The 19,362-nt window shown below is 56.3% G+C and carries 17 protein-coding genes; 6 read left to right on the top strand and 11 right to left on the bottom strand.

What is annotated here, in order from left to right; genetic code table 11:
* Position 1: 1 nt before the first annotated feature.
* Positions 2-1,033 (bottom strand): phospholipase A, encoded by a 1,032-nt coding sequence (locus tag IEW65_RS03820; protein ID WP_188638161.1) that lies wholly within the window; start codon positions 1,031-1,033, stop codon positions 2-4.
* Positions 1,034-1,210: 177 nt separating this feature from the next.
* Between IEW65_RS03820 and mscK the strand changes: the two genes are divergently transcribed.
* Positions 1,211-4,546, top strand: a complete 3,336-nt coding sequence (mscK, locus tag IEW65_RS03825) for a mechanosensitive channel MscK (RefSeq protein ID WP_188638162.1) — start codon at positions 1,211-1,213, stop codon at positions 4,544-4,546.
* A gap of 4 nt (positions 4,547-4,550) precedes the next feature.
* Here mscK and IEW65_RS03830 read toward each other — a convergent pair whose 3' ends face one another.
* The 3 genes from IEW65_RS03830 to IEW65_RS03840 are packed head-to-tail and all read right to left on the bottom strand — an operon-like array spanning position 4,551 to position 8,617.
* Positions 4,551-5,303 carry a TlyA family RNA methyltransferase gene (locus tag IEW65_RS03830; RefSeq protein WP_188638163.1) on the bottom strand — a complete coding sequence of 251 codons (753 nt, stop codon included), beginning with the start codon at positions 5,301-5,303 and terminating at the stop codon, positions 4,551-4,553.
* A 35-nt stretch (positions 5,304-5,338) separates the two neighbouring features.
* Positions 5,339-7,363 (bottom strand): hypothetical protein, encoded by a 2,025-nt coding sequence (locus IEW65_RS03835; protein WP_188638164.1) that lies wholly within the window; start codon positions 7,361-7,363, stop codon positions 5,339-5,341.
* Positions 7,364-7,393: 30 nt separating this feature from the next.
* A complete protein-coding gene (locus tag IEW65_RS03840) occupies positions 7,394-8,617 on the bottom strand; it encodes an ATP-grasp domain-containing protein (RefSeq protein ID WP_188638165.1) in 1,224 nt (407 codons plus the stop codon).
* A 210-nt stretch (positions 8,618-8,827) separates the two neighbouring features.
* Here IEW65_RS03840 and IEW65_RS03845 point away from each other — a divergent pair, with 210 nt between their 5' ends.
* The 3 genes from IEW65_RS03845 (at position 8,828) to IEW65_RS03855 (ending at position 10,558) form a co-directional block, all read left to right on the top strand.
* Positions 8,828-9,157, top strand: a complete 330-nt coding sequence (locus tag IEW65_RS03845) for a DUF1820 family protein (RefSeq protein ID WP_009100748.1) — start codon at positions 8,828-8,830, stop codon at positions 9,155-9,157.
* 85 nt (positions 9,158-9,242) lie between these two features.
* Positions 9,243-9,878: a TIGR04211 family SH3 domain-containing protein gene (locus IEW65_RS03850; RefSeq protein WP_188638166.1), complete on the top strand. Its 636-nt coding sequence runs from the start codon at positions 9,243-9,245 to the stop codon at positions 9,876-9,878.
* Positions 9,879-9,925: 47 nt separating this feature from the next.
* Positions 9,926-10,558 carry a thiopurine S-methyltransferase gene (locus IEW65_RS03855; protein WP_188638167.1) on the top strand — a complete coding sequence of 211 codons (633 nt, stop codon included), beginning with the start codon at positions 9,926-9,928 and terminating at the stop codon, positions 10,556-10,558.
* Here the strand turns inward: IEW65_RS03855 and IEW65_RS03860 are convergent.
* The 5 genes from IEW65_RS03860 to cysP all read right to left on the bottom strand — a co-directional run bounded on the left by IEW65_RS03860 (position 10,555) and on the right by cysP (position 15,093).
* Positions 10,555-11,148: a YajG family lipoprotein gene (locus IEW65_RS03860; RefSeq protein ID WP_188638168.1), complete on the bottom strand. Its 594-nt coding sequence runs from the start codon at positions 11,146-11,148 to the stop codon at positions 10,555-10,557. The genes IEW65_RS03855 and IEW65_RS03860 overlap by 4 nt on opposite strands.
* A 125-nt stretch (positions 11,149-11,273) precedes the next feature.
* A complete protein-coding gene (locus IEW65_RS03865; protein ID WP_188638169.1) occupies positions 11,274-12,368 on the bottom strand; it encodes a sulfate/molybdate ABC transporter ATP-binding protein in 1,095 nt (364 codons plus the stop codon).
* Positions 12,365-13,192 (bottom strand): sulfate ABC transporter permease subunit CysW, encoded by an 828-nt coding sequence (cysW, locus tag IEW65_RS03870; RefSeq protein WP_188638170.1) that lies wholly within the window; start codon positions 13,190-13,192, stop codon positions 12,365-12,367. The genes IEW65_RS03865 and cysW overlap by 4 nt, the downstream gene beginning before the upstream one ends.
* Entirely contained in the window at positions 13,192-14,046 is an 855-nt protein-coding gene (gene cysT / locus IEW65_RS03875) for a sulfate ABC transporter permease subunit CysT (protein WP_188638171.1), read from the bottom strand. The genes cysW and cysT overlap by 1 nt, the downstream gene beginning before the upstream one ends.
* 9 nt (positions 14,047-14,055) lie before the next feature.
* Positions 14,056-15,093 (bottom strand): thiosulfate ABC transporter substrate-binding protein CysP, encoded by a 1,038-nt coding sequence (gene cysP / locus IEW65_RS03880; protein ID WP_188638172.1) that lies wholly within the window; start codon positions 15,091-15,093, stop codon positions 14,056-14,058.
* 218 nt (positions 15,094-15,311) lie between these two features.
* Between cysP and rpe the strand changes: the two genes are divergently transcribed.
* Positions 15,312-16,010, top strand: coding sequence for a ribulose-phosphate 3-epimerase (rpe, locus tag IEW65_RS03885; RefSeq protein WP_188638173.1), 699 nt, complete (start codon positions 15,312-15,314; stop codon positions 16,008-16,010).
* 59 nt (positions 16,011-16,069) lie between these two features.
* Here rpe and IEW65_RS03890 read toward each other — a convergent pair whose 3' ends face one another.
* Positions 16,070-17,368 carry an NAD(P)/FAD-dependent oxidoreductase gene (locus IEW65_RS03890; protein WP_188638174.1) on the bottom strand — a complete coding sequence of 433 codons (1,299 nt, stop codon included), beginning with the start codon at positions 17,366-17,368 and terminating at the stop codon, positions 16,070-16,072.
* Positions 17,369-17,482: 114 nt separating this feature from the next.
* Between IEW65_RS03890 and IEW65_RS03895 the strand changes: the two genes are divergently transcribed.
* Positions 17,483-18,172 carry a phosphoglycolate phosphatase gene (locus IEW65_RS03895; protein WP_188638175.1) on the top strand — a complete coding sequence of 230 codons (690 nt, stop codon included), beginning with the start codon at positions 17,483-17,485 and terminating at the stop codon, positions 18,170-18,172.
* 3 nt (positions 18,173-18,175) lie between these two features.
* Here IEW65_RS03895 and IEW65_RS03900 read toward each other — a convergent pair whose 3' ends face one another.
* Complete coding sequence (locus IEW65_RS03900) at positions 18,176-19,093, bottom strand: metal ABC transporter solute-binding protein, Zn/Mn family (protein ID WP_188638176.1); 918 nt, start codon at positions 19,091-19,093, stop codon at positions 18,176-18,178.
* Between the last annotated feature and the right edge of the window lie 269 nt (positions 19,094-19,362).

Consider the following 19,362-nt stretch of genomic DNA (forward strand, 5'->3'; position numbering starts at 1 on the left):
GTTAACGGTTCAGCCCGGTAGCACTAAACAGAGGGTTGAGACTGAAACCGAGACTGAGGCGGTGCACGCGATTGTCATAATCAATCATGCTTTCCCCGTAGCCGTAGTAGTACTGCACGTGCGCTCGGACGCCGTTAAACGCAGGCCAGCTGTAATCAATTTGCGTGCCATAGTTGCCGGCACTGGGGTTGCCGCGCAGCTGCCCAGCAAACTCATGGTTGTTTTGCAGACGTTTGGCAAGTCGAATATCGCCGTAGCCCACAAAGCGCTCGATATCGGGATTATCGTCGTCGCTCTCAGACTCGGGAACACGCCAGTGAGGTGCTAGGGTGAGTGCCCAGTCGCCACTTTGGAACGTGCTTTCTAAATATACCCGGTTCCAGCTTCGCGACAGCGGATCTGAGCGGCCGTTGGACTGGTGGATAAAAGAGAAACGGTTACGAGTATTCACCCAGCCCAGCGCGCTCCAGGCGTTGTCGAAGTCGATAAAGACCTCAGGCTCGTAGTTGGTTTCCCGGAAAGGGGAGGAGGCATCGGTGTTGTAGGCCTGCCACCAACTTTTCTGAGTGTAGGCGAAGTAAACGTCACCGAGTTCGCCAAAGACGTTTTCTGCCAAATTGAATTTGGCAGAAAACTGGAATTTAACCTCGCCGCTATCGGGTTGCACTTCCTCAGAAATGCTGCGGAAATTTTCAGCATTTTGATTGGTGTTGTAGCTGATAGGGAACAAGTAATTGGTGCGGTGTGTGGTAATCGCAAACGGGTTACGGGATGACTCTTGCTCTAGCTGTCGCCGGTCACTTAAGTCTTCCAGGGCAACTTCGACCGGCAGTGGTGCAGGTTCAACGCCTTGTGCTGCTTCTTCAGGCGCCTCAATTTGCTGCAGTTGCTGGCGCAGTTGATAGAGTTCGGTGTTCAGCGCTTGAATACGCGCTTCAATCTCGTCTCGGGTCTCGGCCATGGCCGTTGTGCTGAGAATATTAGCGCCCATTAAGGCCGCCAAACCGGTGAACAGCAGTTTTCGGGTAACCATCAACGTGGCTCGCAAATTAAGAGTAAAGATACCAGCGTTGTTTCTATACATGCGGCAGGTGTAAGTCAACTGTCGATGTCAGTAGGCGCTTACCAGATTGCGTAACGATGTCATACCCATGACAATAGGCATCCTGCCCGGCTTAGCGGGCTGACATGTCAATGAGGCATAAGTAACGTGGTCAGAAATGCCCTTAAAGCCGCTCTCTGCTGCCTATGGCTGGTCACGATGTTGGCCGGAACCGCCAGCGCTCAAAGTACACCGGTTGAGCGCGTCCCTCCCCAATCTGAGCTTAGCGAACGTTTAGCGGCCATTGAGTCGCTTGAGACCGAATTAACGGCTGAACAGCAGCGTGACCAAGCGGCACTTGCCGCCGCGTTGGAGGCTTACGATCGGCTTAATGCGATTGAAGAGCGCCAGCAGGCACTGGAGCAGCGGGTAAGCCAGGCCCCTGAGCTGCTGCTGCGTTTAGAGCGTGAGCTAAACGAGGCTGAAGAACAGAGCTTACAGCTCTCGGTAGACAATCTGAGCGATATGCCTCTAGACGCTCTGGAAGCCGAACAGGCTGAGGCGGTCATTGAACTCCAGCAGTTGCAAAGCCAGATGGCAGAGGTCAATTCCCAATTATTGGCTGCGCAAACGCTTCCAGAGCGGGCACAGCAAGCCATTTCCGATGCACTACAGCGCGCGGAAACGCTGCGTCGCGAGCACGATACTCGCGCGGCGCTGCTAGCGGATCGTCAGCTCTCAGCCCGTGAAGATGCCCAGCTCATTCAGTGGCGCTTAGAGCGGGCGCTTGCTGAACGAGAAGTCAGCTTAAATCAGCGTGAGTTGAGTGCTAATAGCCGCCTGCGCGAGCTGGCTCAGCAGCGGCGTGATTTGCTCGCTCTGCAAATAGATCGCCAGGAACAGCAATTGAGCCTGTTGCAGGGTGTGATTGACCGCCAGCGACGCCTTCAGTCTGAGCAGGCCATTGCTGACGCTGCCAAAAATGATCCGCTCATTGCGGAAGGGCACCCGGTGGTGCTGAATGCCCAGCAAGTCAATCAAACGCTGAGCTTGGAACTGCTGCGGGCAACGGATCGTGCCAATGGCATCGTGCGTGAAAACATTGAGGCCCAGCGCCAGTTAGAGCATGTCCGCCAGCTTCAGCGCAGCCTCAATGAGCAGATGGAGGCCATTCGTGGTAGCCAACTGCTCTCGCGGATTCTACGCGAGCAGCGCCAGTCGCTGCCGGTGGTGCTGCCCCGGCGCGATTTGCAAGATGAGATTGCCGACCTGCGTTTGAAGCAGTTTGACCTTGTGCGTCAGCGAGACCAGCTGCGCCAGGGGGAGCGGCTAGCGGCACAGCGTATTGAAGAGGCGGGCGTCGATGTGACCTCTGGATTGGTCGATTCGCTGACCCGGCTGTATCAGTCGCGCCGTGAGTTGGTAGAGCAGCTAGAGCAGTCCTACGGTAATTTGCTCAGTGCCGCTATCGAGCTTCAGCTCAACCAGCAGCAGCTGTTAACCACCACGCATGACTTGCGCGCCACCATTGACGAGCAGCTTTTCTGGGTTGCTAACAGCCGCCCGTTGGATGTGAACTGGCTGCGACAACTCCCCCATAACCTGCAGCAGGAGTGGCGAGAAGGCGAGTGGCGTGGTGTGCTGCCCACCCGCTGGCAAGGGCTCTCTTGGGACATGTTAGTCGGTGCCCCTCTTCTATTGATCAGCGTGGCATTGCTCGCACTGCGCGGGCGCATCAAAGCACGTTTAGCGCTGATTCACTCTCAAATTGGTCGCTTAAAAAGCGATACCCAACTGCACACGCCTAAAGCGGTACTATTGAACGCTTTGTTGGCACTGCCAGGGCCGCTGGCATTAGCGGGTGCCGGTGTTGCGCTGCGCACCGCAGAAGGGGCACTGGCGCAAGGTGTGGCACCTGCGTTGTTACAGCTTAGCCTGAGCTGGGGCGTGATTGCGCTTGGGCGACGCTTGCTGGTGCCTGATGGCGTCGCTGAACGTCATTTTACCTGGGCTCCTGCTTACAACGCTCGACTACGCCAATTGTTGATTGGCTTAGGTATTGCCTTGGTGCCCGTGGTGGCAATTGCCGCTATGTCGGAGCAGATGGAAACACCGCTAGCGCTTCGCCCTGTGGCAATGGCGCTGTTTATGGGCGGGCTGGTGGCCATGGCCTGGTGGCTGGCGCAGCTTATTCTTGCGCATGTGCCGATTTTTGGTGTGCGGCTCTTCAGGTTAGTGTTGGGGCTGGGCATGGCCTCAGTGCCCTTGGTACTGCTGGGGTTGGTCGCATGGGGATATGAATATACGGCTCTTCGGCTAGTAGCACGCTTTGCCATTACGCTCTATTTGCTGGGGCTTTGGGTGGTGGTAGAGGCAACGGTGGTACGCAGTTTGGCGGTGGCAGCACGGCGGTTAGCCTATCGCCGGGCGCTGGCCAGACGCCGTGCCCAGGTACAAGAAGGCGCAGAAGGGGGGCTTGAGGTTGTCGAAGAGCCGCCGTTGGATATGGAAAAAATCAACGCGCAGTCGCTGCGCCTTTCCAAGCTCATTTTGCTGATCGGCTTTAGCGCGCTGCTCTATTTGGTGTGGTCGGATCTGCTCTCTGTGCTGGGGTACCTAGATCAGGTGTCGCTTTGGAATGCGGCTGAAGGCGATTTGGTCGACAACGCGCTATCGATCTCGGACTTTGTCACGGCGCTACTGGTGGTGGCCATCACCTTTATATCGGCGCGCAATCTGCCGGGCCTGCTGGAGGTGATGGTGTTATCGCGCTTGGCGCTCAAGCAGGGGAGTGCCTATGCGATTAGCTCGCTGCTCTCGTATACCATTGTGGGAACCGGCATCGTGATGTCGCTGGCGACCTTAGGGGTGTCCTGGGATAAGTTGCAGTGGCTGGTAGCGGCGTTGAGCGTCGGGTTAGGCTTTGGTTTGCAGGAAATTTTTGCCAACTTTATTTCCGGCCTGATTATTCTGTTTGAGCGCCCTATTCGTATTGGTGACACCATTACCATAGGTAACCTGCACGGCACGGTGAGCCAGATTCGTATTCGTGCCACCACGGTGACCGATTTCGACCGCAAAGAGATCATTATCCCCAACAAGACCTTCGTCACGGATCAGCTCATTAACTGGTCACTCTCCGACAATGTGACCCGCGTGGTGCTCACGTACGGAGTCTCGCACGGTTCAGATTTGCCGCTGGTGCATAAGCTTCTGCGTCAAGCTGCTGACGAAAATGCCCGGGTGCTGGATGACCCTGAGCCTCAGGTGTTCTGCCTAAGTTACGGGCCTCACAGCTTGAACTTTGAGCTGCGTATTTTCGTCAACGACCTTTTAGACCGCCTGTTTGCGGCCGATGAGGTGAATTGCCGCGTGGATGAGCTGTTCAAAGAGGCGGGCGTGCGGATTGCCTTCGAGCAATTGGACGTGTGGCTGCATCCTGAGCAGGGGGAGTCGGTGAAAGTGCAGTCCAACCCCACCCTTCCGCCGGCTACCTTGAGCTGACCGCTTAGCGCTTGCTGGCAAGAAGCAAAAACTCCCGATTGCCGTCGCTGCCGGTAATCGGGCTCTCCTGCCAGTGGCTGATGGCAAGCTCGCATTGCTGGCAGGCGGTGCGTATTTTTTGCTCGACCTCTGCGTAGCGACGCGGGTCTCGCACGATACCGCGTTTATCCAACGCACCGGGGTCGAGCTCAAACTGCGGTTTCACCAGCGAAAGCAGCTGCCCGCCCGGCGGCAGTAGAGCAGCAATCTCAGGCAGAATCAGCGTCTGGGAGATAAACGACACATCCATTACGGCAAGATCAATCGGCCGTTCGGCAAGCGTGCTCAACAGTGCCTCTGAAGTGCTCATATGGCGAGCATTGAGTCCTTCCAGGCAGGTCACGCGTGGGTCGCTGCGTAAGTGGCTGGCAAGCTGATCGTGCCCGACTTCCACGCCGACTACATGGCGTGCGCCAAACTGTAGCGCGCAGTCGGTAAACCCGCCCGTGGATTGGCCAATATCCAGCACGCCTTTACCCTCTAAGCGCATCGCTAAGGCCTGCAGAACACCTTCTAATTTAAGCCCGGCGCGCGAGGCATAGCGCTCTTCTGGGTCCTCTTCCACGCGGAGCGGGGCATCAGTAGGCCATTTTTCAGAGGGTTTATTCAGCAGGGTGCCATCGCTTAAAAAAACGCGCCCGTTTTTGATCAGCCGTTGGGCACGGGTACGAGAACTGGCCAGCCCTTGGCTGACCAGCAGTTGATCGAGTCGTATCATCTTGGTCGTGTCTGTAATGTGTGGGAGGCCCCGCGTTACTGGGGGCCTTGGTCGGCCTGCAGTTCAGTAGGTGGTAAACGCGTTGCCCCCCAGCTGCGGTGCAGGAAGCCTTTCACGCGCTCTAGTTCTTCATCCGTGACGGTAGCCAGCTCGCCTCTTTCCAGCGGGTCGTAGTGATAGATATAGAGCCGGGAAGTGAACTGCTCAAAAGGCAAAGAAGCCTCGCCAAAGCGCTCACCGTTGCCAGAGGTGCTGACCTTGACGCCGTCGCCCCAATCCTGACCGCTGTCGTTGTTGGGGTTATAGAAGTAGACCCGCATCACGTCGTTAGGGTCGAGGGAGGCGCGCAAAATAGTAATCGCGTGCCAGCCAATAAACCGTGCGGCGCTGTCGGTCACCGCGATTCCAGCAGGCTGTGGATGAATCAGCGGCTGGTTGCCGTTGTAGTAAGGGTGGTAGCTGGCGTAGAAATGGCGAATGAAGGTGTCTACTTCCGTCAGTTGGCCGGTGGCGACATCGACGTTAATGCTAAACCCGCGACCCGACCACCAGCCGTGGAATTCAGGGTTCACCCAGCGGTGTGGGTCGCCTTCACGGCCGATGCAGCGCCTGCCCATTTCGGCATAAATGCGATCCAGATGGGGCACTACAATCAGCGATACCGGATCAAGATCAATGGGTAGCTCAGCGGCAACGCCAGAGATGCTCTCATTGGAGGAGATGGGCTGCCCCTCGAAATGCATAATAATCTCATCATCTCGAGCGGCCCAGGTGACCATCTGAAGCAGATAATCAGGGTCGTTATAAGCCCACATGGAGAGCGCACGAGCCGATTGGCAGGTGGGGTTATTGCCCTGGCCCACGCCTAAAGGCAGCCCAAGCATACACAGCACGCCTTCAATAAGCCGGGCACGGGGAGAGGCAATATCGCCATAGGCAAGCGACAGGCGTCCTTCGGACCACTCAGAGAGCTGAAGGTTGAGCTGACGCCACATCGCCGGTGCCACGGGTGGCTGATAAAGAATGCCACGCTCTAGCAGCAGGGCCAGCCCATACACCGCTTGAGCGGTCGCCGGGTAAACGCCGCTGCGAATCAGCGCATGTACCAACTCGCGGTAGCACAGCAAGCAGTCGCGGCCGGTAGAGGAGAGCCCCAGCGCCTCTGAAAGCAGATGGTCGCCTTCTTCTAGCAGGTAGCGCAGCAGCACTGCGTGATACGGGGAGACTAACCCGGTGTCGTGCATGGCGCGTGCAAAACCGGTGGATTCCGCCTGTAGGGTGGCGTTATCCATACGCTCAAGTCGAGCGCTATAAACATCAACGCCAGGGTCTTCCCGGCAGGCTTGAGTCGGGCCATAAAGCGAGCTGACCAGCCTGCCTGCGCCGTGGCCGCTAGCGCCCAGGTCAATATCAGGGTTGGCTTGGCACAGGGCGATCTGCGTGATCATTTGCTTAATAGCATCAACCTGGATAGGGCGCTGTTTGAGGATGCGCCAAATCTCATCAATCAGCTGGTCGATCACGAACTCATAGCCGATGCGCTCGGCCAAGTGTTGGAACAGTTGGCGAGAAATATTCGCTAAACGCCCCTGGGTTTCTCGCTCGGCTTCGCTGGGCGCATTGAAGAGCAGCCACAGGTTAATCGCCATTACCTGGGTGAGGTAGTGGTGAGCCTGCTCTTGGGAAATAAGGGTGTGGGCGACATTGCCCTTGGCCACGGCTAGAAGCCGTAGTTCGCTGAGTGCCTCAATCACCACCACGTTGGCATCCGCGCTTTTGAGCGAATAGGTCGTGAGGGAGGGAATCAGGTATTGGGGCGTTGCCCAATCGGAGCCGGCGAAGACGCCAGCGGATTCAAAATCCGCCGCGCGGCTTTCCAGCGCTGCACAGCCGCCTGCTTGTAACAGTACGCGCCTAGCAGTATCCAGCACGCGAGGCAGCTTTGCCGGTTTGGTAAAGGCAGGCGCCTGCAAAAGCAGGCGCACCGCATCATCAAATTTGCTCAGTAATCCATTGAGCTTGCCATCTTCAGTAGAAGAGGCCTCTTGCGTGGTCGTCACGGTGACTCCTTATCCCAGCCTTGGCAGGGATTATACATAGAAGTCGAGATCTTCTTGGCGTTTCAGCAGATCGCGAATCGTATGCGCATCGTCGCCTTTAAAGTAGATCAACCCCCAGTGAGTACCAAACGCTGTCCGTTTGGTGACCGTTTCTTCAACGGGCGAGGTCAGTTCGTGGGACTCGAAGTAAGGGTGATCTTCGGTCTCTTCTGGAATTTCCAGGCGGCTTACCACGCGGCGGCGCGGGTACACACCAAAGCAGCCAGCGAAGCCGTTGGCATCGACGACCTCTTTCGGGAAGAACTCAGCCACTTCTTCTTTGGTGCTTTTCGGGTCGAACACCAGCATAGAGGCCTGATAGGCATTAAAGCCGTAAACACGCTCCAGCAGTTCAAACACCTTGAAGCCCGGCGGACGATAGGCGACTTCGCCAAAGTACATCTCACCGTCGCTGGTGACGAAGTACTCGGGGTGAATCAGGCCAAACTCGATATCGAACGCTTTGATCAATTTCTCGATCTGAGCGGTGATCTGCTCACGGTATTTTTCAAGTTCGGGCGACGCCGGAACGAACACTGAGTAGCCTAGCGTGACGTACTCTGAAATATTCAGGAAGGCGATTTTACCGTCGTGAATCCACGCTTCTACTGCAAATTCCCAGCCATCCAGGTGAGATTCCATCAGGACAGGAAACTCTTCATCTGGAATCATATCGACTTCATCAGGCGTACGGATGACCCGGTGGCCGAGGCAGCCTGCTTTATCAAACGCCTTCAGGTGAATGGGGTCATTGGGGTCGCCATCAAGTTTCAGCAGTGTCTGGTTGACCCGTTTGAGGAAGCGAATGACGTCTTCTTTGTCGTGGGCTTCTTCAAAAATGCCAACACGAATACCACCGAGCTGGGCGCGGCGCTTCATGAGTGCCTTATCGCGCAGTAGCAGCGATTGACCGTAAAGGCGCGGGTTGTCCAGCAGCACTGAGTTGATTGCCCCTGCCCACTCAACGGTTTCCTCAAACAGAGGGATCGCCACATCAACGCCTTTCTCTTTCAGCGTTTCTGCAATCTCAATAGAGCGATCATTTAGGCGCTCAAAGTTCCAAGGCACATAGGGAATGTCGTGTTTTTGGCAGTATTCTTCCGCCCAGTCGGGTGCAACCACGATGTAGCGACGGTCAAAGTTTTCCGCGGCTTCGATCGCGTTGAGGCTCCAGCCTAATAGGGCGATATAGCCCTTATTGGGATCCTTTTGCATGATGTTGACTCCTATGGGGTGATGAATGGTCTTGCCAATTACTCACTTCACCATACACGACCTGAACCGTCCTGGGCTAATTAGCACCCTCTGAAGCGAAAATGGCAGGGAATTCGCTCCCTTTAGCGATGTCTTCTAAAGGGAGCCCCCTGAGTATGGTAGGCTTGGCAGCTAAACGTTACGTTCAAATGGCAAGAGGAATAGGCCAAGATGGCGGCCAAGCCGATCTACCGTGTGGTGGTTCACCAGCAGGGTGAAATTTGGGATTTATACGTTCGTGAGATCTTTCAAAGCGAACTCTGGGGCTTTATTGAAGTCGAGGAGTTTGTCTTTGACGATGCGTCGCGGGTGGTGGTGGATCCAGGAGCGGAAAAACTGCAGCGAACCTTTGAGGGCGTCAAACGCAGCTACCTGCCTCTTAACGCCATTGTGCGGATTGATGAGGTAGAGCGTGAGGGGCCATTAAAAGCCGTTAAAAGTGATGCCCGCGTCGCAGAGTTTCCTCGTCCCTTCCCGTTACCGCCCCGCGGGGAAGGGTAAGCGCTTAAGACATGCGCAACGCTTTGAGCGACACGCGCGGTGGCTTCGTCGGCTGCGCGCGTTTTTATGATCAGGACATGACGTCATGCAAGTAGAAAAAATTCGTAGTAATTGTTATGCCGCCGCTTTTGGTGTGCTGTTAAGTGTCAGTGGCCAAGCAGCGTTTGCTCAATCCGATAGCCAAGCCTGGGTCAGCGATGAGCTAAGTACCTACGTGCGCAGCGGACCGACAGATGGCTATCGCATTGTGGGAACACTCAATGCAGGCGAGCAGGTAGACGTGCTGGAAACCAGTGGTGACTACACCCGGGTACGCAGCAATAGCGGCGATACCGTTTGGGTGCTCAGTAATGAGATTCAGCAAACCCCCAGTGCCCGCCAGCAGCTACCGGAACTACAGGCGCAAGTAGAAGAGCTGACCCAAGAGCTTGACGGTATTAACGATACTTGGGAGCAGCGAGTCTCTTCTATGACCGAAACGCTCGATGTTCGCGAGCAGCGTATCGCAGACCTGGAAGCGAGAAATCTCGAGTTGGATAACGAGGCAGAGCAGTCTCGCCAGCAGGTGAGAGCGCTGCAAGCACGTCTCGATACTCAAGAAGAAGACCTCTTGATGCGCTACTTTATGTACGGTGGCGGTGTGGCGGGTGCGGGTCTGTTGGTGGGGTTGATTGTGCCGCACTTGCCGCGTCGTCGTAAAAAGCGTGATCGCTGGTTCTAAGCATTTGGCAGTGGCGTAGCAGCGCAAAGTAGACGAGAGGTTAGCCGATGGATAATCCCTGGCGGCAGCGTTGGCAAGAGGGCCGTATTGGCTTTCACTTGGAAAGTACCCATCCGGCATTGCAGCAGCACTGGCCAACATTGGGCGTCGCTGACAGAGCCAAAGTGCTCGTGCCGTTGTGTGGCAAAAGCTTGGATATGCGCTGGCTGGCGGATCAAGGCCACCCCGTGTTGGGCATTGAGCTTGCCCCAGAGGCTATTGAGCAGTTTTTGGCCCAGCGTAATGGCGGCGTGTCCCGGTATACTCAGGCAGGTTTTGATGTGTCCCGCCAGGGTAACGTGGAGCTATGGTGCGGCGATTTCTTTCACCTGCATATTCAGCAGGCGGAGGAAGTCGAGGCTTTCTATGATCGTGCCTCGCTGATTGCGCTGCCACCCGCGACCCGTGAGCGCTACGCCTTTCATTTGGCGCAGCTGGTGCCGCCGGGGGCAAAAGGGCTGTTGGTAGGGCTGACTCATGGTGATGGCGATGCAGGCCCACCCTTTAGCGTGCCCGATGAGGAAATTGAGCGTCTGATGACGCCCAACTTCCGTATCGAACGACTCGCTCACTTACCTGCTGATGCCCGTGGTCGCAGTGAGAGCATTTGGGCGCTTGAACGCCGCGGGCCACGAGTTTAACGAGCGAGCAGTCGACCAAGCTCTGGGTCGTTGAACGCTCGATTTAAGCCATCGCTCAATAGATCATTCAACATGCGTGTATTAGCATCTTCGCCCGGTTTAAGCGCATAGCCTTGGGTGCGGCGAGATGTGTAGGTACCGGTATACGTTGTGCCCTGGTTCTGAGCGATGGCCCGGAAAACCCCTTCAATACGCGCTTCGTCAATCAGCGGCTGCCCGCTGTCACCACGGCCATAATCTAGGCTGGCAAGTTCTAGCGTCAAACTAGGGCGGCCTTGGGCAACCTCACGAGTGGGCGTAAAGCCCATGTCACGCGCGGCGCGCTCAGCTTCGGCTTGCAACTGTGGGATCAATTCATGGCTGCTGACGGTGATCTGCGCAGTAGACATGTTGCCGCCCGTACGCGTACCAATCACTTCGCTAGGCCGAGCATCAACGGCCACCACGGTGACCTGTTGGCCTGAGCCTGTTTGCGGCACGTTGGCGCTACGGGTGGGGTTTAGCTGTAAATATTGGGGGCTTGCGCAGCCTACTAGTAGCACCGTGGCTAGCAGCGCACCTGATGCGCGTAAAAAGTGACGCCGACGCATAAAACTCTCCGCAATCATCGTGGTTGAACGGGATAAATACCTGTCGCAACAAGGCATTGAGGGTGAAAGCCCCGAGTGTGAAGGCACCAGTATAGCTCTGTGCCGATGCGTGAAGCCAGCAGCGGCTAAGCCACGCGTGCCTGCTGTTCAGGTGTTTTAGCGTCTTCTTTAAAGCGATGCCACTGGCGCGGATGGGCAAACAAACGCTGCCCCCGGCGCATGTGCAGGCGCTCGAAATCAGCGTGACGGACGGTCGCCTGCCAGGGCTTCGCCAGCCAGTCGGCTTCTAGCTCTACACGCACTTCGGCACCGACCGGGGAGATAGCGGTAATCGTCACCGGCAGATGGCTTTCAGGGCTGGGTTCTTCCGCCAACCGCACCTCATGAGGGCGCAGCAGCAGCTCTTCATCGCCATCGGGTAAATCCACGTTGAGGTGCGCATCGCCGCAGGTCAGCACGCCATCGCGAACGCGGCCCTCCAAGTGGTTCACATCGCCCAAGAACTCAAACACAAAGCGGTTCTTCGGCGCACGGTAAAGGGTGTCTGGTGTGTCGATTTGCTCTATGCGGCCATTGCTCATCACCACCACGCGGTCAGAAAGCTCCAGCGCTTCTTCCTGGTCGTGGGTGACGAACACGCTGGTGAAGTTCAGCTCGTCGTGCAGGCGACGCAGCCAGCGGCGAAGGTCTTGGCGAACCTTGGCATCCAACGCCCCAAACGGCTCATCCAACAGCAGGACGTCAGGCTCTACAGCAAGCGCGCGAGCCAGCGATACGCGCTGCTGTTGCCCGCCCGAGAGCTGGGCAGGCAAGCGATTCGCCAAGTGCTGCAACTGAACCATTTCCAGCAGCCTAAACACCCGTGCACGAATTTCACCACTGGAAGGGCGACGCTTTTTCGGCATCACGGTGAGGCCAAAGGCTACGTTGTCGTAAACGCTCATATGGCGAAACAGCGCGTAGTGCTGAAAAACAAAGCCAATGCGGCGGTCACGCACGTGTACGTTGGTCACATCGCGGTCGCCAAACAGGATCTTGCCGGGCTGTGGGGAGCGGTCGGCGTTCTCCAAGCCAGCAATGATGCGCAGTAGGGTGGTTTTGCCTGAGCCAGAAGGCCCTAGCAACCCTACCAATTCGCCTTCGTGAATATCCAGGTTGATCGGTTCAAGGGCCTGGGTGTTGGCAAAGTGCTTGGCAATATTCTGTAAGCGAATACTCATGAGAATGCCTCCCGGCGCGATGCGCGCCATTCCAGGCCTGCCTTGGCCGCAAGAGTTAACAGGGCAATTAGGGCCAGCAGGGCGGCGCTCGCAAACGCACCCACGGCGTTGTAATCCTGATACAGCTGCTCAAGGTGCAGCGGTAGCGTATTGGTTTGCCCACGAATAGCCCCTGAGACAACCGAGACCGCGCCAAATTCACCTACTGCGCGGGCGTTGGTCAGGATAATGCCGTAAAGCAACGCCCAACGAATATTGGGTAGCGTGACCCGCCAAAACGTCGTCCAGCCAGAAGCGCCCAGCGTCACCGCCGCTTCCTCCTCCCGAGAACCTTGGGCCTGCATGAGCGGAATTAGCTCCCGCGCCACAAACGGGCAGGTCACGAAGATGGTCACCATTAAAATGCCCGGCCAGGCGAACATCAGTTGAATATCGTGGGTATCTAGCCAACTGCCAATCCAGCCGTTACGGCCATACAGCAGTAAATAAATTAAGCCTGCGACCACTGGGGAGACGGCAAACGGAATATCAATCAACGTTTGCAGAATGCGCCGCCCAGGAAAGCTAAAGCGCGTCACTAGCCATGCCAGCGCGACGCCAAACACTAAGCAGATAGGGATGGTCATTAACGCAATGACCAGAGTCAGACCAATGGCGTGCAGGGTGAACGTATTGCTGACGTTGGCCCAGAACACGGCCACACCCTGGGAAAACGCCTGAGCAAAAATAGCCACCAAAGGCAGCAGTAAGAAGAGCGCAGAAAGCAGTAGGGCTGCGCCAATTAATAAGCGCCGCACGATGGGCGCATCACCAATCCGACGCATTATCCTTTACCTCCGTGCAGACGACGCACAAAGCGGCCCTGCCAAATATTGATCGCGAGCAGCAACGCCAGCGAGACAAACAGTACGACCGACGCAATGGCAGACGCCCCCGCGTAGTCATACTCTTGTAGTTTGACGAAGATCATCAGCGCAGTGATTTCGGTTTCGTAAGGCATATTGCCTGCGATAAAAATAATCGCCCCAAACTCACCTAATGAGCGCACAAAGGCAAGCCCGGTACCGGTCACGAGTGCTGGCCAAAGGTGCGGCATAATCACTCGACGAAACGCCACGCCATCGGTAGCACCCAGAGACATCGCGGCTTCGTCCACCTCAGCAGGCAAGTCTTCCAGCACGGGCTGCACCGTGCGCACCACGAAGGGAATACTGGTGAAGGCCATTGCTAGCGCAATTCCCACCCAGGTGTACGCCACTTGAAAGCCCATGGGCTCAATAATGTTGCCTACCCAGCCGTTGCCCGCATAGAGCGTGGCCAGGGTAATGCCCGCGACAGCCGTAGGCAGGGCAAAAGGCAGGTCCATTAAGGCATCAAGCAGGCGTTTGCCAGGAAACTCATAGCGCACCAGCACCCAGGCTAGGAGCAGGCCAAACACCGCATTGACCAGTGCTGCCACCGCTGCCGCACCAATGGTGACCATATAGCTGGCGACAACGCGGCCTTCGGTGATAATGGCAAAGTATTCGGCCAAGCTCAGGTTGGCCAGTTGGCCAAACAGCCCCGTAATGGGGAGTAGCAGTACCAGCGAAATAAATAGCACGCTGATACCCATAGACAGGCCAAAACCCGGCAGCACGCGCGTGCTGCCGGATCGCCAAAATGCTAATTGGCTCATGGGGTTCCGTTAACGACGTTGCAGTTGATCAAGCAGAGCACCGCCTTCAAAGTGGTTCTCCATCGCTTCTTCCCAGCTACCAAATACGTCTTCTACTTCAAACAGCTCGGTGTCGGGGAACTGGTCGGCAAACTCTGCTACCACGGTCTCGTTGTGAACACGGTAGTTAAAGCCTGCCAGCTGACGCTGGGCATCTTCGCTATACAGGTACTCTAAGTAGCTTTGGGCTAAGTCGCTGTTGCCGTTACGTTCGGCGTTTTCACCCACGACCGCAACCGGGAACTCCGCCAGAATGCTGACCGGCGGGACAACCACTTCGTAGTCATCGCTGCCGTACTCGCTGCGGATGTTGTTCACTTCAGACTCAAAGCTGATCAGCACGTCGCCAATGCCACGCTCGATAAAGCTGGTGGTGGCACCACGGCCGCCGGTGTCGAACACCGCTACATTGCGCAGGAAGGTGCGCATGAAGTCTTGAATTTGCTCTTCATCACCGTCGAACTCATTCTCAGCGAAGCCCCAAGCAGCCAAGTAGGTGTAGCGGCCGTTACCGGAAGTTTTCGGGTTTGGGAAGACCATTTGCACGTCTTCTTTAACGAGGTCATCCCAGCTTTCGATACCTTTTGGGTTGCCCTTGCGTACCAAGAAGGCAGTCGTGGAGTAGTAGGGCGACGCGTTGTTCTCAAACGCATCCTGCCAATCTTCCGCCACTAGGCCTGCATCGGCCAGTACTTGTACGTCGGTGACTTGGTTAAACGTCACTACGTCCGCACGCAGGCCCTGCATGATGGCGCGCGCCTGGGCAGAAGAGCCACCGTGGGACTGGCTGATAGCGATCTCTTCGCCATGCTCTTCTTCCCACCAGGCCTGGAACTCTGGGTTGATCGCGGCGAACAGCTCGCGGGCGATGTCATAGGAGGAGTTCAGCAGCTCACGCTCTTGAGCGACGGCAGCGCTGGAGAAGGTCATGCCGGAAACGGCGGTGCCCACGGCAGCGGCGAGCAGGCTGCGGCGCAGGCCGGTACGGAAAGAGGAGGGTAGCGTCATTGTAGACTCCTTGATTCTGGGGGCGATTTAGTCGCGATGACGCTAAGGTTAAACCTAGGATTGTGGAATTACAATTGTGTTTTATATTCTATTTGGAAATATCTGTTTAAAAATATGCATGGGTGACAAGCATGCTGCACGACCATCATGCGGAATAGGGCTTCGTGTGTGGCTCTGGTAAGATAGCGCCCTTATTTTTATTATCCGAGGTCCCATCCATGAGCGCTGCACAGGATTTTTTGATTGCCCCTTCAATACTCTCCGCTAACTTTGCGCGGCTGGGCGAGGAGGTCGACAACGTGCTGGCGGCCGGTGCCGATGTGGTTCACTTTGATGTGATGGATAACCACTACGTGCCGAACCTGACCATTGGGCCGATGGTATGTAAGGCGCTGCGTGATCATGGCGTAACCGCACCGATTGATGTGCACCTGATGGTGAAGCCGGTGGATCGCATGATTAGCGATTTTATTGATGCCGGAGCCAGCTATATCACCTTCCACCCTGAAGCCTCTGAGCATATTGACCGCTCGCTGCAGCTGATTCGGGACGGCGGCTGTAAAGCAGGGCTGGTGTTTAATCCGGCCACGCCGCTTTCGTATCTTGATTACGTGATGGATAAGGTCGACATGGTGCTGCTGATGAGCGTCAACCCCGGCTTTGGCGGCCAGTCGTTTATCCCTGGCACGCTGGACAAGCTGCGCGAGGCACGGGCGCGTATCGACGCTTCGGGCTTGCCTATTCGCTTGGAGATCGATGGCGGCGTCAAAGTCGACAACATCGCCGATATCGCTGCCGCCGGAGCCGACACCTTTGTGGCAGGCTCGGCGATTTTTAATGCTCATCAAGCGAATGACCCACACGGCTACGACAGCGTGATTCAGCGGATGCGCGCGGAGCTGGCCAAGGTTCGCTGATACGGAGCGCAAGCTAAGACACAAGAGGGGCGGGCTAGTCTCCCGCCCTTTGCATGTCGTTAGTGCAGCTTCATACGTGGCTTGAGGTAGCGGTTCAGTTTGTCCACCAGCCAGGCAAGCCCGGTTTTTGGTGCACCGTGAATAGAGAGCTGATGCATGCGGTAGAGCGATGCATAGGCTTGGCGCGCAAGCCACCCTTCCAGGAACAGGCCGCGAGAGGCAGAGCTGCGCATGAGGTTACCTACCGCGTCGTAACGGGCCAGGGATACAAGCGAGCCGTGATCGCGATAGTGAAAGTCGCGCAGCGCCTTCTTCTCCAGGCAATGTTCCAGATTTTTGGCGAGTAACTTCGCCTGCTGATGGGCGGCCTGAGCGCGAGGCGGCACCGTTGCGTCATCGCCTTGGGGGCAGCTTGCGCAGTCTCCCATTGCAAAAATATGCGGGTCGTCCACGCTTTGCAGCGTCTGTTTGACGTTAATCTGGTTGCGCTTATTGGTGCTTAGGCCAAGCTCAGTAAGAAACGGCGGTGCTTTAATGCCTGCTGCCCAGACGTTGAGGTCGGTTTCAATCACCTCTCCATCGCCTGTCACCAGCTGATACTCCTGAGCTTCTTGAATCGCCGTGCCCACATGCACGGAGACCCCCATACTCTCCAGTTCCTGCTGCACCGTTTGGCTAATGCGTTCAGATAAACCAGGAAGCAGTCGCGGCGCTGCTTCAATTAAATGCACGCTGATCGTTTGATGGTCAACGGCCGTGACGCCATAGGCATTGAGCAGGCGCGAGGCGTCGAGTAACTCTGCTGAAAGCTCCACGCCTGTGGCACCGCCACCCACAATCCCGATGGTGAGCTGAGTATGCTGGCGCAAATTGGGGTCGGTATAGCGCAAGAAGGTATTGATCATATCCCGCTGGAAGGCTTTGGCCTGTTGCGGGGAGTCAATGAAATGGCAGTGCTCGGCGACGCCTTGAGTACCAAAATCGTTAGAGATGCTACCAATTGCCAGCACTAAATAATCGTAGGTGAGCTGGCGGGCAGGTAATACTTCCATGCCATCGTCATCTTTAATAGGGGCTAGGTGTATGACCTTCTTCTCCCGATCCAGGCCGTTCAACGAGCCGCGCTGATACCGGTAGCAGTGTGCAGAGGAGTGTCCACGGTAATCCACTTCATCCATGCTGGAGTTCAGTACTCCGGTGGCAAGTTCGTGCAGCAGCGGTTTCCAAACATGGGTGGCGTTACGATCAAGCAGTACGATCTCTGCACGTTTTTTCTTGCCCAGCGTATGCCCTAGACGTGTGGCAAGGGCGAGACCGCCCGCGCCGCCGCCTACAATCACAATTCGGGGAATGCCCATTACTTTCTCCTTGGCGAATATAGCCACAGCATAGATCGTTCTGCGCTGTCTGACGAAGGTCGAAGCAGGTAAGATTTGCTAATGAATCAACATTGTTGTGAACCGACAGCTCACATGCATAAGCGAGGCCATAGCGTGCATACTATTTTGCAGGGAAAGCGATTGATCGCCTTTGATCTGGACGGCACGTTAATCGACTCAGTGCCCGATTTAGCCGTTGGCGTGCAGCGAGCGCTGCAAGAGGTTGGGCGCTCTGCACCGAGTGAGTCTCAGGTGCGCGATTGGGTGGGTAACGGTGCGCAGGTGCTGGTTGAGCGAGCGCTGACATGGTCGCTTGGTAACGCACCAGAGGCAGCGCTGCAACAAAGCGCCTATGAGGCGTTTATGCGCCACTACGGTGCAGCGCCCAATGCGTTAACCACGCTCTACCCTGAGGTATTTGAAGCGCTGCATGCCTTGCATGATGCGGGCTATCAGCTTGCCTTGATTACTAACAAGCCTGAGCGGTTTATCGCGCCCATTTTAAGTCACTTTGATCTGCTGCCACTGTTTGTGGCCACTGTGGGCGGCGATTCGCTGGCAGAGAAGAAACCCAGCCCGCTGCCGCTACTACATATTGCCGAAACGCTGGATATTGCGCCCTCGGTGAGCGTGATGGTGGGGGATTCCCGTCACGATATCGCGGCGGGCAAGGCGGCGGGCTTTACCACCATCGCGTTGCCATACGGCTATAACCATGGTGACCCCATCGAACAGAGCCAACCTGACCTGTTGGTATCCTCGCTCCGCGAGCTGATTGCCTAGCGGCTACTCCTCGGCCCTGGCGCCTCCCAGCGCTTCATGCAGCAGCTCCGCATTGTGGCGTAGCATGGCGGGGTAGTTATAGGCGGGGCCATCGGGGGCGCTTAGCGTATCCACGTAGAGTGGGCCTGCCAGTGTAAGGCCGGTTTCTCGCGCTAAGGCATCCATATGGATATAAGGTGTCGTGCTCTCATAAAACAGTGCGGGCGGGCGCTTGTCGGCTAAACGCTTACTCATGGTTTCCATAGCTTGGGCGCTGCCTGCCGTTTCACTGTTAAGCCCCCAGATGGCCGCGTATTCAAAGCCAAACGCATGGGCAAAATAGCCGAGTGCCGCTTCGCTAGTGGTGAGTACACGATTCGTTTGGGGGATGCCCTCTAGCCGCTCGGTAAGCTGCTGGTTGAGCAGCTTAAGCGCCTGCTTTGCTTCATCCGCGCGCGCTTGAAAGGCGGGGGCTTTTTCAGGGTAATGGGTGCTTAAGGTGTGTGTAATGACATCGATATAGGCAATGGCTCCTTCGGGGGCCATCCACATATGAGGGTCGGGGTTACCTTTATGTTGGCCTACTGGAATTGTCAGAGGCGCGTAGTCAGCCATTTCTGCCAACGCCATCAGCGTTAAAGTATCGCTCGCCATGGCCTCTAGATGACGAATCCACGGTTCTAGTCCATGGCCGTTGTAAAACACAATATCGGCTTCTTCCACAGCCAGTACGTTGGGAGGAGTGAGCTCCCAGCGATGAACATCCTGGCCTATCGGTACAATCGTCGTAATAGTAATGTCGTCGCCAGCAACACGCTTTACCAAGTCTTCAATAACGGAAAAAGAGGCAATGACCTTAAAAGAAGGTGCTGCGATGGCGTGGGAAGAGGTGAGCACTGCTGCCAATAAAAGCGTGAGTAACCAAGGTGCCCGCTTATCCATGTCACGCTCCTAACCTATTAAAATGACGGCAGATAATAAAGAGAGTCTGGCTCCGTTGCCAGCCTTGGCGTACGCACGGTTCCTAGGCGTCGAGTAGTTAGACGCTAGAGAACGCGATGGTTTCCCCGTTAACGCTTAACCTCTATGCTATGAAAAAGCCGCTGACAAAGTGACTACCCATAGCGGCCTACCCCCAGCCAATCGTTGTCTCACCCACCTAGGCCCTTTTGAATGAGCATAGCGGCTTTGAGGATGGCGTCAGTAACGTT

Source organism: Vreelandella lutescens, from assembly GCF_014640815.1.
GTDB classification, from domain to species: domain Bacteria; phylum Pseudomonadota; class Gammaproteobacteria; order Pseudomonadales; family Halomonadaceae; genus Vreelandella; species Vreelandella lutescens.

Coding starts and splice junctions, on each gene's coding strand:
- IEW65_RS03820 (WP_188638161.1), bottom strand. CDS start 1,033: ATGGTTACCCGAAAACTGCTGTTCACCGGTTTGGCGGCCTTAATGGGC.
- IEW65_RS03830 (WP_188638163.1), bottom strand. CDS start 5,303: ATGATACGACTCGATCAACTGCTGGTCAGCCAAGGGCTGGCCAGTTCT.
- IEW65_RS03840 (WP_188638165.1), bottom strand. CDS start 8,617: ATGCAAAAGGATCCCAATAAGGGCTATATCGCCCTATTAGGCTGGAGC.
- IEW65_RS03845 (WP_009100748.1), top strand. CDS start 8,828: ATGGCGGCCAAGCCGATCTACCGTGTGGTGGTTCACCAGCAGGGTGAA.
- IEW65_RS03850 (WP_188638166.1), top strand. CDS start 9,243: ATGCAAGTAGAAAAAATTCGTAGTAATTGTTATGCCGCCGCTTTTGGT.
- IEW65_RS03855 (WP_188638167.1), top strand. CDS start 9,926: ATGGATAATCCCTGGCGGCAGCGTTGGCAAGAGGGCCGTATTGGCTTT.
- IEW65_RS03860 (WP_188638168.1), bottom strand. CDS start 11,148: ATGCGTCGGCGTCACTTTTTACGCGCATCAGGTGCGCTGCTAGCCACG.
- IEW65_RS03865 (WP_188638169.1), bottom strand. CDS start 12,368: ATGAGTATTCGCTTACAGAATATTGCCAAGCACTTTGCCAACACCCAG.
- cysW (WP_188638170.1), bottom strand. CDS start 13,192: ATGCGTCGGATTGGTGATGCGCCCATCGTGCGGCGCTTATTAATTGGC.
- cysT (WP_188638171.1), bottom strand. CDS start 14,046: ATGAGCCAATTAGCATTTTGGCGATCCGGCAGCACGCGCGTGCTGCCG.
- cysP (WP_188638172.1), bottom strand. CDS start 15,093: ATGACGCTACCCTCCTCTTTCCGTACCGGCCTGCGCCGCAGCCTGCTC.
- rpe (WP_188638173.1), top strand. CDS start 15,312: ATGAGCGCTGCACAGGATTTTTTGATTGCCCCTTCAATACTCTCCGCT.
- IEW65_RS03890 (WP_188638174.1), bottom strand. CDS start 17,368: ATGGGCATTCCCCGAATTGTGATTGTAGGCGGCGGCGCGGGCGGTCTC.
- IEW65_RS03895 (WP_188638175.1), top strand. CDS start 17,483: ATGCATAAGCGAGGCCATAGCGTGCATACTATTTTGCAGGGAAAGCGA.
- IEW65_RS03900 (WP_188638176.1), bottom strand. CDS start 19,093: ATGGATAAGCGGGCACCTTGGTTACTCACGCTTTTATTGGCAGCAGTG.